This window comes from Flavobacterium cupreum (genome assembly GCF_003996965.1).
Classification (GTDB): Bacteria; Bacteroidota; Bacteroidia; order Flavobacteriales; family Flavobacteriaceae; genus Flavobacterium; species Flavobacterium cupreum.
The window spans coordinates 55,064-70,453 of record NZ_QWDM01000018.1 but is presented as its reverse complement, the minus strand read 5'-3'; the positions used below and the strand labels follow the sequence as shown (position 1 = coordinate 70,453).

The 15,390-nt window shown below is 40.1% G+C and carries 8 protein-coding genes; all 8 read right to left on the bottom strand.

What is annotated here, in order from left to right:
• Positions 1 to 80 precede the first annotated feature (80 nt).
• The 8 genes from D0817_RS21350 to D0817_RS21315 all read right to left on the bottom strand — a co-directional run bounded on the left by D0817_RS21350 (position 81) and on the right by D0817_RS21315 (position 15,326).
• Positions 81 to 1,646: an MGH1-like glycoside hydrolase domain-containing protein gene (locus tag D0817_RS21350; RefSeq protein WP_127340379.1), complete on the bottom strand. Its 1,566-nt coding sequence runs from the start codon at positions 1,644 to 1,646 to the stop codon at positions 81 to 83.
• Positions 1,647 to 2,063: 417 nt separating this feature from the next.
• On the bottom strand, positions 2,064 to 4,520 hold the full coding sequence (locus tag D0817_RS21345; RefSeq protein WP_127340378.1) for a glycoside hydrolase family 95 protein: 2,457 nt from the start codon (positions 4,518 to 4,520) through the stop codon (positions 2,064 to 2,066).
• A gap of 161 nt (positions 4,521 to 4,681) precedes the next feature.
• Complete coding sequence (locus D0817_RS21340; RefSeq protein ID WP_193555367.1) at positions 4,682 to 6,109, bottom strand: acetylxylan esterase; 1,428 nt, start codon at positions 6,107 to 6,109, stop codon at positions 4,682 to 4,684.
• Between the two features lie 473 nt (positions 6,110 to 6,582).
• Positions 6,583 to 9,333: a glycoside hydrolase family 78 protein gene (locus D0817_RS21335; protein ID WP_127340377.1), complete on the bottom strand. Its 2,751-nt coding sequence runs from the start codon at positions 9,331 to 9,333 to the stop codon at positions 6,583 to 6,585.
• A 65-nt stretch (positions 9,334 to 9,398) separates the two neighbouring features.
• The gene (locus D0817_RS21330; RefSeq protein WP_127340376.1) at positions 9,399 to 11,270 is read right to left on the bottom strand and encodes a six-hairpin glycosidase; all 1,872 of its coding nucleotides are present in this window, start codon (positions 11,268 to 11,270) and stop codon (positions 9,399 to 9,401) included.
• A gap of 60 nt (positions 11,271 to 11,330) precedes the next feature.
• A complete protein-coding gene (locus tag D0817_RS21325; RefSeq protein WP_127340375.1) occupies positions 11,331 to 12,248 on the bottom strand; it encodes a glycoside hydrolase family 43 protein in 918 nt (305 codons plus the stop codon).
• The gene (locus D0817_RS21320; protein ID WP_127340374.1) at positions 12,245 to 13,816 is read right to left on the bottom strand and encodes a glycoside hydrolase family 28 protein; all 1,572 of its coding nucleotides are present in this window, start codon (positions 13,814 to 13,816) and stop codon (positions 12,245 to 12,247) included. Before D0817_RS21320 ends, D0817_RS21325 begins: the two co-directional genes overlap by 4 nt.
• 109 nt (positions 13,817 to 13,925) lie before the next feature.
• Positions 13,926 to 15,326, bottom strand: coding sequence for a glycoside hydrolase family 140 protein (locus tag D0817_RS21315; protein WP_127340373.1), 1,401 nt, complete (start codon positions 15,324 to 15,326; stop codon positions 13,926 to 13,928).
• Positions 15,327 to 15,390 lie beyond the last annotated feature (64 nt).

Sequence of the window (15,390 nt, the reverse complement as noted above, 5' to 3'; positions counted from 1 at the left end):
TGATTTCTCCTTTGTCGAAATGACAAAAATGAGAACAAAAAATCTGCTAAATCTGCCAAATCTGCGAGAGAAGAAACAGATTATTCCGAAACTAATTTCTCTAATCTCTCGGAAACCGCGATTTCCTTACCGTTTTTAAAAATCCTAAATCCTTTTCCTTTATGGTATTTCTCTCCTGTTTTATCCCACAAAATGGTAATAATATTGCCATGATACAAAACATTATCCAGACAAAACCAATCCCATTTTTCCTGTGGGATCAACGGATTTATTTCTATCTTTTCGTCTGCCCGTGGGCGTAAACCGACCAATCCTGTGATGATTAAATCATTAAAAGTCGAATGATTGTAATAGCGGCTTCTTTCCCGATCGCCCATTAACCAATAGCCTGTCGTTTGGTCGAGATACTCTCCAAGATAAGGTTTTCCTCTGTAATATTGGGACTGCACATACAAATCCAATTGTTTGAAATAATCGGTTTTGGCAACAACTTTCTGATCATAATTGTTCAGAACATTTGCCATGGCCGTTAGCGTCTGCGAGCTGGCAAAGGGCCATATGGCACCATCCCATTCGCAGGTTCCGGTTCCGTGCGTTCTGAAACGCGGGCTTCTGCGCTCTGCGGTTGTTAACCCAAACGGGGCTGCAAATCCTTTTTCGTCCTTAACCTGTTCCCAGGCTTTTTCGAAACCTTTATCTTTTTGCGACAGATTGAAATACCATGGAATAAACCCGATGGCTTCTCTCACCTGCGCCAACGTATCTTTTTCCGTGAAAGTCTCAAAGAATTCATCCTCGGCATTCCACAATTTGCTTTCTACCAATTTCTGAAGCGTATCTGCTTTGGCGGCGAAATAACTTTCCTGTTTGGTATCTCCTTTTAATTTTGCCATTTTGGACAAAGCCACTGCGTTTCCATACATATAACTGTTAATCGTCGGACGTGCATTTCTGAATTTTCTGGCACCGCTTAAGGATTCTTCCATTCCGTCCTTGACATCAAACTGCCAGAACAATCCGTCTTTGCGTTTTCGGTCTCCTTCCCAGGCGGCATATTCGTTAACGAGATCCGGAAACATATCCAGCAAAAATTTATCGTCTTTATTGACTAAATAAAGATTGTACAACGCATCGGCCGTCCAGCTGCTGAATGTTCGAAGTTTTTTCATGGGTTTGCCTTCATTCCCCCTGAACCATAAATGTACATCCTGCTCCAGATATTCCGGATTATGCAGCCATCTGAACTCATTGATATGATGTCCTAAGGCACAGCTTATCATATTGTATTTATCGGCATAAGAGCGATCTACTAAAAACTCTGTAATTGCATATCCCTGTGGCGTTTTCTTAATATGTTTTCGGGCGCTCCACCAGCGGAAGTAATAGATTTCCTCGAAGTTTTGCTGCGGACATTCAAACAACGGAATATTTTTTTCCATCCACGTCCATGCAGAATCATTCGGAATTGCAAATTTTAAATTTTCGTCTTCCATCGTGTTGAAATAATCAACATAATGTTTGAAGTTTTTTTCTTTTAAAATTACCGATTTTCCTTTTTGAGAATAGTCCGCGCCCGATTTACAGCTGTTTAAAGTTGCAACCAAAATGATGAAAACGACTATTTTGTATTTAAAATGATGTAACATATTCAAATTATTATTTTTAAAATTCTTTGGGCGTGCCCCTCCGGGTCGTGCTGTCCGTTCCCGCTTTTTTTTGTGAGGCTGAAAAAAACCCCACAAAAAAAGAGCTCCACTTCCATCACTCACGCGAGAGAACTTTACAGTTTCCCACTCCTACAAGGTTTTTAAAACCTTGTAGGTGTATTTTTTTTTAAACAATCTTGTCATTTCGATCCCTAGGCTTCGGGAGAGAAATCGCACTAGATTGGCTACAAAGATTGGCTTTTCTTTGTCGAGTTTCGCACGTGTTTCTCCCTGCGGTCGAAATGACAAACTAAACGTAAACTATAAATACCTACAAGGTTTTGAAAACCTTGCAGGAAACGTAAGCAGACCTAACAGGTTTTTAAAACCTGTTAGGTCTAACTAACCATGTCAATATTAATTACCCGTAAAAGTAAACGTCTGCCCTACTTTCATATTCACATCATAAATAGTATAAGCTGGTAATTGTAGTTTCTCCAATTTCGCCTGATCCGAAATAATAGGTTTCTTCACTTCAACATCATAAAACAAAGGATTCGGATTTTTCCCTTTTGCTTTTTTAAGCGACGATCCTTTTAAAGTATTCTCAACTTTCAATCGGCAGTTTCCTCCTAATTTTGAATAAATTTTCAGCTCTGACACTTTATTGTTTTTCCATGTCATGTCAATTACATAACCGCCTCTGGCAACTAAACCTTTTATACTTCCGTCTTTCCAAACACCTGGTAAGGCAGGCAATAAATGGATCGCGTCTTCCTGACTCTGCATCAGCATTTCGGCAATCCCGGCCGTACATCCAAAGTTACCATCAATTTGGAAAGGCTGGTGTGCATCCAGCATATTGGGATAGGTGCCGCCGCCTTTTCTTTGGTCTGCTGTCACGAGATGCATTTGATCCTGCAATAATTTATAGGCGTGATTTCCGTCTAATAACCGCGCCCACCAGCATACCTTCCAGCCCATGGACCAGCCTGTCGATTCGTCGCCCCTGTAGTTTAATGAGTTCTTTGCGGCTTCAAATAATTCCGGTGTTTTGGTCGGTGAAATCTGATTGCTCGGAAACAGTCCGTACAAATGTGAAATGTGTCTGTGCTTGTCTTCCGGATTGTCCCAGTCTTCCTGCCATTCCTGCAACTGACTGTATTTCCCCACTTTCATCGGAGCCATTTTAGCCAGGGCCTCTTTTATTCTTTTGGTAAAATCAGCATCCGGTGCGACCAGATTCGAAGCTTCGATCACATGTGTAAACAAATCAAAAACCAATTGGTTGTCCATAGTCGTTCCGGAGGCAATAGTTGCTTTTCCGGTTCCTCCTGCATGTGTATTTTCGGGCGAGCTTGACGGTACCACTACCAAATATCCGGTATTAGGATCTATCATCATATAGTCTAAAAAGAAACTTGCGGCCCCTTTCATAACCGGATAAATCTCTTCTAAATATTTTTTATTGCCTGTATACAAATATCTTTCCCATAAATCCTGCGAAACCCAGGCACCACCCGTTGGCCACATTCCGGAAGCCGCAGAATCTACCGGAGCGGTAACGCGCCAGATATCGGTGTTGTGATGCAAAACCCATCCGCTGGCGTTGTACATCGTTTTTGCTGTTTCATGACCTGTTACGCTTAGCTCCTTTGCCATCTGAATAAAAGGTTCGTGCATTTCCGAAAGATTGGTGACTTCGGCAGGCCAGTAATTCATTTCGGCATTGATATTTGTGGTGTATTTACTATCCCAGGGCGGGGTTACCATATCGTTCCAGATTCCCTGCAAATTCGCGGGCTGTCCGCCGGGCTGCGAACTTGAAATTAAAAGATAGCGTCCGAACTGAAAATACAACGCTGCCAGTTGCGGATCAAATTGTTTCGGGAAGTCCCTGATTCTTTCGTTTGTTGGTTTCTTTATTGCTTCATTTTTCCCTAAGTCTAATGAAACCCTGTCAAAGAATTTTTGGTAAAACGCCACATGTGCTTTTTTAATTTCGTCAAAACTTTTCTGTAAGGCCTGTTCTAAATACGATTTGCTTTTGGCAATTTCATCACCCGTAATATCCTGATAGTTTTTGAAATTGGTTCCTATCGAAATATACAATGTCACTTCATCTGCTTTTTCGATACTTAAAATTCCGTTACTGGCGTTTATTTCACCGCCTTTGTTTTGAGCGGTAAGTCTTCCCTGAAATTTTACTTTTCCTTTTACATTTTCAAAATTCGTCCCTAATCCCGAAAGTATAATTTGATTTCCTTCTGTTGATGCTACCGTTTTATCGATCGGACTGTTCATAAAGATGTTACAGGTAATTTGTCCGGGCTGGCTGGCCGTAAGCTTCACCGCAATTACCTGATCTGAAAAGGCCGTAATGATTTCTCTTGTAAATTCTACGCCTTTTACCTTGTATTTTACTTTTGCAGTGGCGTCGCCAATATTTAAATCCCTGTAATAATCGGTATATTTCTGATGTCCGGGAAATGAAATATAAACGCTTCCGAATGTCTGATACGGCATGCCGTCATTGGTCTGTGACATGATATCCTGCGTCGCCAAATCCTGGGCTTCATCAAATTTCCCATCAAAAATCAATTGACGAACGATTGGCAAAGCTTTTATAGATTTGGAATGTGCATTGCTATTCGGAGAACCCGCCCAGATGGTTTCTTCATTCAATTGAAGTCTTTCCACGGCAGGGTCACCAAAAACCATTGCGCCCAGACGACCGTTACCTAATGGCAAAGCTTCGTTCCAGATGGCTGCCGGTTTATCATACCATAATTTCAGGTCATCCTTGCTTTGTGCCGTTACTGTCAGCGAACAAATTACAAAACAAATTGCAGTGATTTTATTTATAAATTTCATATCATTATTGTTTTTTAGCCACTCCCCATAATTATCGGATAAAAAGATTTCCCTTGATTAAAATCTGCCAGATCTGTCAAATCTGCGTGAAAAAATTTGCTCTCGCAGATTTGGCAGATTATGGAGATTATTTCTAATTCGTGAAATTAGCGGCTATCCATTTATTTTTTAACCTCGTAAACTTTTAGATTTTTTTCTCCAAACATTTCATATAATTTGTCGATATCTTTTAAAGCATTCGACGGTAATTTTTCGCCTTTATCTCCAAAAACAAACATTTTTTCTTTGGGTTCTATCACCACAGTCGATTCGTCGATTTCGCCTTTTTGATTTTGCACTTTTTTCAAATCCAAACCTAAATATTTGGCCATGAACGGATATAAAGCCATGCGTTTTGAAACTCCAAAATCATGTCCTTCGTTTGCAAAATGAGCATTTTCGACCAAATCTTTTTTACCGTATAAGCAGTAAGTTCTCTGAATAAAAGGAAATTCAAGTTCCGGAACGGCGAGTGTCCAGTCTTTTCCATCGGAAACAATCAGCTGTGGTTTGGGGGCCATCATTGCCGAAATTTCAGCATTATTGGTTCCGTTACCGCACAAGTGAATCCCGCGTCCGCTTTCGCAGGGGCAGCCACCGGAAAAATGCGAAGAAACCATGACAACCGGAGCTGAAACGGTAATCCTGTCATCCAAAGCGGCCAAAAACATCGTGTGCGAACCGCCGCCAGAGCCACCGGTCACCCCAACACGCGACATATCTGCATTTTTTATTGTTGCCAGATAATCTAATAATCGTATCCCGCTTAAAACCTGAACGGTCGATGCAATGCTGTTTCTGTGTGTTTCTTCCGGAAACTGAAGCATTGATTCTCCCCAGGCAAATAAATCGTAACTGACTACAATTGCTCCCATTTTGGCTAAAACTGCACAACGTAACTGTTCGTCTTTTCTGTATCTTCCATCTCCGAAATGACCGTCAGGCGTTAGGATAATTGCTGATTTTTTGTTTAATGGATACGGTTTGTAAATGGAACCTGTTACATAAACTCCCGGCAGAATTTCCAATCCGATATTTTCAATACTGTAATCTTTATAAATTCGTTTTGGAGTTAAAATAGGTTTGGACTTTGGCATTTGGGGAGCCTTGTCTAAACCAAATGAAGTGATCATACAGGCTTTTAACTCCTTTTTGCGTTTTTCCCAATCGTCGAGGGTGGTATATAAAGTGGTCAAATAAGACAGTCGTTCTTTTCCTTTGTCTACGGATACTTTATGGTTTTCATATTTCCTGATGATGTAGGTTCCGTCGGGTTGTTTGAAATACATCAGCTCAAACGGAGCCAGGATATTCGTTAAGGAAACAGCCAGATTTCCCGGTTCGATTCGCCAATCGGCATAGTCTAATTCTTTCCCTTTTAGTAAACCTCTGTCGTCATTGATTTTTACCTTAAAAACAGTTTCAATTTTGTTTAGTGTTTCCGAAACCGGTTTTTTGAAATTAGTATCGGAAGTGCTTTGTGCATTTGAAAATGTCAAGGCAAAAAGTGAGATTACGATCGCGTATTTACTATTTTTTAAATTCATCATTATTCGTATTGTTGAGATTGGCACACGGATGATACGGATTCGCTAAAGCGAAAGCACCGATTTACACGGATTTTTATATTTGAAAATCCGTTTTTATCCGTGTCATCCGTGTATTATTTTTTGCATTTGCTTGTAATTTCCTATTTTTTTAAAGCCTTGTGACTTGTCTATTTCCGACCTCCAGTTAAAACTGGAGGCTATTCAATTTTTATAACTACGAGAATAAAAGATCTGTGATAACCAGTATTTTCAGTCTAATCCGTATATTATTTTGTAATCCTGTTTTAGAACTGCCTCTGCTTTAGAGGAAAATAATTTAATTTCTAAATTGCCTTTAGCCTAATCTATTATTTTGGCTAAAGCCTTATGACTTGTCGATTTTCTACCTCCAGTTAAAACTGGAGGCTATTCAATTTTTATAACTACCCGAATAAAAATCTGTGATAACCATTATTCTCAGCCAAATCCGTGTACTATATTTTGCATTCAATTGTATATTTCCCTGATCCTAATTTTAAATTCTCTGTTGATTTTCCGTTTACTTTTACTTCCGGATTTTTATCAGTCGGTAATTTTATTGTTGCTGAGGTATTGGCCGGGATCTCCACTTTCAAGATTAATTTTCCGTCTTTTTTCTCCCAGGCCGAAGCAATTTTTCCATAGATGGATTGATACGTTGCTTTTACGAAAGTCATATCTCCCAACGTTTCCGGCTGAATAAAGAAATGTTTAAATCCGGGGTTTGCATCGTCTGGTACAATTCCGGCTAAACTTCGGTAAAACCATTCTTCAATCTGTCCCATCATAAAATGATTCCATGAATTTCCTTTGCGCGGATCCAATTGTTCGGTTAAGGTTGTTAATCCAAATTTGATCTGAAAACCATAGCCCGGTGCGTCGTAATGATTGTTCATTTTATACATCGTTTCGTTTTCTCCGTTTCGGGCCAACGCCTGAAATAAATAGCGATTTCCAACATCGCCTGTAGTCAGTCTGTCTCCTTTCGCTTTTATATCTGCCACTAAATTCTGCAGTACTGCTGCTTTGTATTGCGGTGCTACAATATCCATAAAAACGGGAACGGCATTACTAAACTGACTGCTGGTTCCGTATTGTTTGGTTGCTTCGTTGAAAAACGAATCGTTGAATGCTTTTTTAATAGCAGAAGTTAATTTTTCGTATTTCTCTATATCATCGGTTTTGTTGAGCAATTTTGCGGCCTTTGCCACCAGACTTGCTCCATAAAAATAATGAGAAGTTGCCGAAAGTGCAATCGGACTGTTTTTCGAATATCCTGCCGCATGCGTTCCGTAATCGTACCAGTCCCCCAATCCGTGCGAAACGATATGATTTTTCGAAGTCGTGGCCAGGTAATCCACATAGCTTTTCATGACCGGATAATATTTTTCGATTAAGGATGAGTCCCCATAATATTCATAATATATCCACGGTAAAATGACTCCTGTTACACCCCATTCCGGAGAATCGGTAAAATCACCGCCAAAGATTACATACTCGGGAACAATAGTCGGAATCAGGCCGTTTTCGCGCTGTGAGTCTGAAATGTTCTGCATGATTGCCGGAATATAACTTTCCAGATTATAATTGAACATTAATCCCGGACCATTCAAGTGAACTTCTTCCAGCCAGCCTAATTTTTCACGCTGCGGGCAATCGGTGAAAACACTTTGAAAATTGCTTTTTATCGAATTATTGATGAGCTCGTGTGTCTTGTTGAAGATTTCATTGGAAGACTCAAAAGTTCCGGCTTCCCCAGCCGAATTATAAATGAAATTTGACTGTAAGGCCACAATCGTCGGGAAATTTTCGTTTTTCGTTTCCTTGTAATTAATGTTTTCTATCTGAATGTACTGAAATCCGTAATAACTGAATTTTGGCTGCCATTCTTCAGCACCTTCTCCCTTTAAGGTATAGTCGTAGTAGTAAGGTTTCCCGGATCTGCCCTGTCCGACAGTTCCGTCATCATTTAAACCTTCCCCCACCCAGATCCGAACGGTTTGACCTTTTTTTCCTTTGAATTTAATCGTCGGAAAACCGGAAAGATTTTGTTCCATGTTAAAAACATATGTATTTGTTTTCGGCTGTTTGAATTCTTTTACATCAAACTTTTTCTGAATCGTAACCGGCGGAGCAGTCTGCGCTTTCAGATTTCCTTTTGGTGCTTCCTGAAGGACTACTTTTTTCCAGCGGGCATCGTTAAATCCTTTTTTATTCCAGCCTTCCTGCTCTAAATTGGCATTGTAATCTTCGCCTCCGAAAATGCTGTTGAACGTAATCGGGCTTTTGCTGTATGTCCAGCTTTCATCTGATTTAATGAGTTGTTCCGAGCCGTCTTTGTACACCACCTTCATCTTAAAAAACAAAGTCGGCGGACCAAAACTGACAAAAAACTTCGCGTATCTTTCGGCAACCATATTGTACATTCCGTTTCCTAACAGAACGCCAATCACATTCTCTCCGTTTTGCAATTCATTGGCAGACAACTCATACGTATTGTAATTGACTGTTTTATCGTAATCTGTCCACAGTGGTGCGAATTCGCTGTTACCGATTTTCTTTCCGTTAATGGTTAATTCGTAATGCCCCAAACCTGAAATATAAACGATAGCTTCCCTGATTTCTTTCTTTAGTTCGAAAGGTTTGCGAAGCATAATACTTCTGCGCGACAAAGAATCTGAAGCATTAATTATCGCTTCTTTTTTCTCTTTTTTGAAAGTTGCCGTATGGTAATTTCTGCCTTCCGGCAAATGACTGTCGGCTTTTGTAATGGCACCAATCCAGATTGGGTTTAAATCGGATGCGGAAGGTGCTATTCTAAACGAAGCTGTCCTGCTCCATTTGGAAACTTTGTTCTCCTGATCCCAGATTCTGACTTTCCAGAAATATTTATTTTCTGTTTTTAATGGATGTCCGTTATACGAAATGTGAAGATTTTTATTTGAAATCATTTTTCCGCTGTCCCAGCTATCGGCTTCATTCTTTTGAAGTTTTTCCGCTGATGATGCTACTAAAATCTGATAGGTGTTTTGGGAGACATTCCGTTTTTCAGAAGTTAACTGCCAGCTTAATCGTGGCTGGTTCTGCACTACAGCCAATGGATTTTCAGTCATTTCGCAGGTTAAATGCACAACAGCAGTTTGCCCCTTCGAAATGAGGGTGACTAAAAGGATAATTGTTACCAGTATGTTTTTAAAAAACTTCACGTTATAATTTTTAGTTCGTAGAAACCCAAAAAAGTTTTAAAAACCTGTCGGATTTGATTGCGTATCTAGTTTAACTTTTTGGTCACCAATGATTTAATATTAAATACTGCTTCCGGAATTAGTTTGCCCGTATCCGGTAAATCGGTAAAATCCGGCGTGTCGGGTTCAGTATCAGCTTTGGGCGTGTAACGCTGATCACCTGTCCGGAACATAATACGTGAAATGCCGTCAACCGGAGCATAGAATATTTTAGCACTTTCTTTACCGTCATTTACTTTTACAGTATACGAACGGGAAGTGACGTCTAATTTAACTGTTATAGTATATTCTTTTCCTGCTTCATATTTTGTAATTCCACCCAAACGGGCACCGTTTTTCGCTTTTAGTTCCCCATCGGAATCGAATACCAATCGAATAGCCGGAAGTCCCTGCTTATTTTGAAATTCAACCTGCAGCAAACCGTGATTGTCTTGTTCCGGCATTACGGTAAAAACGGCTTCCATTTTTTCTGCAAACGGAATTATACGTTCTGCACGCGAATAATCAAAAGAATCCTTATCCCTTAAAGTTAACCATTTTTTACCGTCTGTTTTCTTTTCGATTCTGGCGGAAGCCCACGAAAGGTCGTATGTATTCCATACTTTTAATTCTTCTCCGTCTGGAAGAGTATTAAAAACATCATTTACATTTTCGGTCACTGTCGAAATTACGGGAACCGGAATCGAGGCCACCCAGATGTCTTCTTTATTCATGCTGTACCCTACCCAAATTTTTCCGTCGGGTGGTGTTCCGTCTTTTTCGGTTATACCGCGAACATATTGCGGGCCGGCAGATTTATAGTTTCCGCCATATCGCATCGGACTGATCTCTCCGTGAACCAATAATAAATCCTTATAATTCAGGCCGTCATCACTGGTAGAAATCGCCAGCGGCCAGCGGTATTCGGATGGATTGTAAACTGTTGCGTATTTATTATCCGATGTTTTTTGTCCCCAGATTTTAGCATTGCTGTTGACAAAACCTGGCGCACGCAAAGGCATATAGTCCCAGGTTTTTCCGCCATCTTTACTAATGGAGGTCAGGGCGTGTTTCCATAAACCCACGACATTTCCGTTAGGCAAATGATAATAACTAAAGGCTTTGTATGGCTTTTGCAACGGAATCAATTCATCGTCACGATCGGCCTCTTCTACCCATTGCTGTAAAACCAAAGGTTCCGAAAGAATTTCTTCGCAGGCTTTTAGCAGTCCTTTGTCCTTTGCTTTGGTATAAAACGGAAAGGCTGATTTTGATTTATCCCAGCTTTTATTGTATCTGATAAAATAGATTTCTCCGAAACTACCGTCTTTTTTAATTTCACGAATCACGCGTCCAATCCCTTTTCCGTCATTCGGATCGTCTTTTTTATCCATTGCGATTCCGTAATATGCTAAGGCAAAAAGGCGTTTGTCTTTTGAGGTATAAAATCCCATTCTTTGGTGCATAATGGCATCGAGATTTTTGGAAATGCCTTCAACACCTTCCTTTTTCCATCCGTCAGGAATATGGTAAATCGGGAAAATAACCTGAGGTTTTGTCCAGCTTACACCGTCTTTCGAAGTCATTAGTAAGGTCTGGCTGGGCGGAATATGTTCTCCGGTCGGATCGCTTAAATAATGCAGATAAAAGGTGTTGTTCCAATACGCCATCATGGGCTGGTGGTTATAGGTCCAGCCAAAACCATCTGCTTTTTCGGGATGTTCACGACTGGCACGCATAATCTGCGTGGCGTGAACCCCAACCGCCGGACTTAACTGTCCGTGATGGTAATCTATATTCGAAAGTGTTTTACCGACATAACGAACGGTGTCGTTTTGGGCCATAGCAGAATTTACTAACCCGAAAGTCAACAGCACAGTTAGTGAGGAAACGATTTTTATTTTTTGTAAAGCAATCATTTTGATATTTTCTTTAAACCTGACAGGTTTTAAAAACCTGTCAGGTTTACGTTGACACTTTTATTTTCTATCCATTAAACCTTTTAAAACGTCTTCTGAAATTGTCGTTATCGTTCCGTGTTTGTGACCTTCCGGAAGGCTTATTTTTGAAGAAACATCTTCAAAATGAATAAAATCTGAAGTCGCTGAGGCTTTATAATTTTTCTCGCCGTAATTGTCGTAATAGATCAGCCATTTGTTACCCACTTTTACAACCGTCGGCCCTTCTGATAAATGAGCGGTAAAAGGTTCCGAGCTTTTTCCGAATGGCCCTAAAGCCGATTTTCCGAACGCTACTTTTATGTTTCGCATGGGTCTGGTGTTGTCTTTCAGGACCAAAACATACTCTTTTTTGCCTTTCTTGACAATGACACAATCAATGACACTAAAGCCGGGTTCGTAATACAGTTTGGCAGGGGAGAACACTTTAAAATCTTTGGTGGTTACATAATACATCCGGTGATTATTTTTCTCTTCTTCCTGTCCTTTTTCAAATCGAAACGGAATCGTTGATGCCCAGATAATTATGTATTCTTTTTTGACATCATCGTAAAAAATTTCCGGTGCCCAGACGTTTACCACTTCCGGTTCGTTTTTCATTACCGGAATATATTCTTGTGCTGACCAGTGCATTAAATCTTTAGAACTCGCATATCCGAAACCATTTCCGCCTTTCCAGTCTGTTGTCCAGACTAAATGATACGTATTATCGGCACCTTTTACGATGGACGGATCCCTCATGATTTTACTGGCTCCGATTTCCGGTTTCAGAAAGGATCCTTCCAGTCCTTTCCAGGTGTAACCGTCTTCGCTGTAGGCCAGGTACAATCCTGCTGTCGCGGGCTCCCTAAAAGAAGTGAAAAGATAAATTTCTTTCTTTTTCTGAGCATAGCCTACGGCAATAAGGGCAAGGCATATCAGGGTTACTATTTTTTTCATGGCTGTTCTGAAATTGCTTTTTTATCTAAGGCTGCGCCTTTTTTTACAATGGTATTTACATTATTGAATACATTGTTTTTCAGGTAAATTCCTTTTGTTTCTTTTCCGTCGGCTTCCATAAAAATATCTGTTGCGTTAAACGGGAAATTGTTATTGATCATCATATTGGAAACATTATCCAGCTTAATGACCGGAATTCCTTTTATCGGTGTTGAGGAACCGGCATTGTCTAAAATCAGGTTTTTTGAATCTGATATTTTGAAGGAAGAACCCACTGAAGCATTGATTTTTACATCATGAAATTCTAAATCTGTTGCCGTATTCACGGTAAAACCTTCTTTAGCATCCATGTTTATATTCGAAAATGTAATGTTTTGAATGGGCATTTCCTTGATTCCTAAAATAGAAGCTGCTTTGTTTACATTCGATCCTGTCATATTACTCATGTGGATGTTTCTGAAAATTGGCGTTTTCTCGGTTACCGGTTCTTCTTTGGTGTCCTTGTCATAAAAAAGGCTCAGTACAATGGCTTCTTCCTTAATGTTTTTCATGACAATATTATCCACACGAATATCTTCAACAACCCCACCTCTTCCCCGAGCCGATTTGATACGGATTCCTCGATCTGTGCCATCAAAAACACAATTCGAAATTGTGACTTTTTTGATTCCGCCGGACATTTCGCTTCCAATCACAACACCTCCGTGACCACTTAACATGGTGCAGTTGGTGATGGTCACATTTTCTGTAGCTCTTGCATATTTACGGCCGTCTCCGTCTCTTCCTGATTTTATCGTGATGCAGTCATCTCCAACGCTGATGTGGCAATTTGAAATATGAACATTTTTACACGAGGAGGGATTGATTCCGTCTGTGTTAGGCGAATGCGGATTGAAAATGGTCACTCCTGTTATGGTTACATTATCACAAAATTCGGGATTTATCGTCCAGAAAGGCGAATTTTGAAACGTTACGCCTTCCACCAATATGTTTTTACAATTGTAAGTCTGGAAAAAAGAGGGCCTGAAAAACTTTTTATCGATGGTTCTTTTGTAATACGGTTCTGTAAATAACCCCTTGTTTTGTTCTTCCCACATTTTTTGGTATTTGGTCAGCGGTAAAGGCTCTTTGGTGGTTTCAATCCGATAGACTTCATTCCACCATGCTTTTCCCTGTCCGTCAATTACCCCTCTTCCTTTTATAGTAATATTCTCGGCATCTTTTGCATAAAATAAGGGTGAAAAACTCTGCATCACAATTCCTTCATAACGCATTTCCACAAAAGGCAGGTAATCATCAAAATTATCGGAAAATTTCAAAAGCGCACCTGAGTCCAGATAAATGGTGATGTTGCTTTTTAATTTTAAAGCACCTGTTAAATATTCCCCCGCCGGAAAGAAAATGGTTCCGCCACCCTTTTGAGAAGCTTTTTCAATGGCTTTCTGAATGGCGTCTGTACAAATTAGTCCTTTGTTGTTGCCCCCTTCGTTTAGGATATTCAGCCAGCCGTCATTTGCAAAGGCTGCGTTGAAAGTTATAAAACAAAGAATGATTAGTATGTTTTTCATGGTTTTATGCTTTTTGGTTTCACGCAGATTTACCAGATTGCGCGGACTTATTATTTTTTTGCTATCCGATTTAAACCCGACAGGTTTTAAAAACCTGTCGGGTTAATCGTTACTTATTTGACTTCAAAATCAAGACCCAGTCGTTTCCATCAACTTTATTTCCGGATGGCTGAAATTCCTTTGTTCCTTTATTTTCAACAGATCCGATTTTTGTTTCTTTTCCGTTTCTGGGATTGTACCAGCTTGCGGTTACTTTATCACCGGCAATTTTTCCCATATTGAGTAAAATTTCCCTACCGTTGTAGGTATAAATTAAGGCGTACTTTCCTCCTCTTGTTGCTATAAGGTAATCGTATTTCTCGCCCTGGTTTGCAATCAATGTCTGGTCGGGAACTCTTTCTAAATACGGAAAATCCAGCATTAGTTTTTTAAGGTATACCATTTGTCCGGCTCCGGGTGCGTTGATCGCGTTTGTCCATAAAACCTTGTTTCCGTAAGCAGGTTTATCGCCTTTTCGGAACATCTGCATTACGGCATTATGCCCGTAGGTATAGCCTGCCGCTCCTGCAAAAACCGACCAGTAGCCGTAACGTCTTACATCATTAGCTGTCCATTTTGGCTGTAATGTATCGTGAAGTCCATGCGGAATTCCTTCGTAAGAGGGTTCCCCGTCCAATGTTGGTTTAGCTGGTTTTAATTCGTAGTCTCTTTGAACGAATTTGTAATTGTCTTCTTTGAAAGATCCTGCCAGTGTATCCTGGTCATACCTGCGGTGACCGGACTGGAACATATTAAAATCCAGCCATTTTTCGTTGTGATAATTTTCAGAAGAATCGGTTCGGCCGAAAGGATGAAACGTCACCAACTGATCCGGATTACTGGTTTTCAGGGTACTTCCAATCGTATTCCAGATGGCTGTGAACTCGTTTCCGTGTGTGTCTCCGCCATTTAACCAGATAATGTTGGTTCTGTTTTTGTAGCGGTCTGCTAAAAATTGGGCATATTGTTGTGCCTGTTCTTTGCTGACTTTATTTCCTTTTGAAACATTGGTGCCCCAAACCGGGACCATAGCCACATAAATTCCGTTTTTCTGAGCAACGTCCAGCGTATAATCTACGTGATCCCAATAATCATATTCCTGAGGATTATTAAAATTATTCCCTGCTGTCGTCAATGGTTTCGAAACATCTTCATTTACTAAAGCTTTATCTCCATACACATTTGTTACATTCAGCGAATGCAAAACCATTACCTGAACCACATTGAAACCCTTTTCTTTTCGATCCTGAAAATATTTCGTTACGCCTTCTCTGTCCAATTTTCCAAAAGTCAGCCAACCGGTATCGCCAAGCCAGAAAAATGGTTTTTGGTCTTCGGTGACAAAATAATGATGGTTTTCTGATACTTTAACTTTCGGTAATTTTCGCGCAGACTGAGCATATCCGTTATAGGCTACTAACAGTAAAAGGCTTATAATAAGTATGCTGTGATATTTTGGCTTATGGATCATTTTATGCTGTTTTGAATTATATATTATCTGGATCGCGGGTTTAACGGATTATACGGGTTTTCGC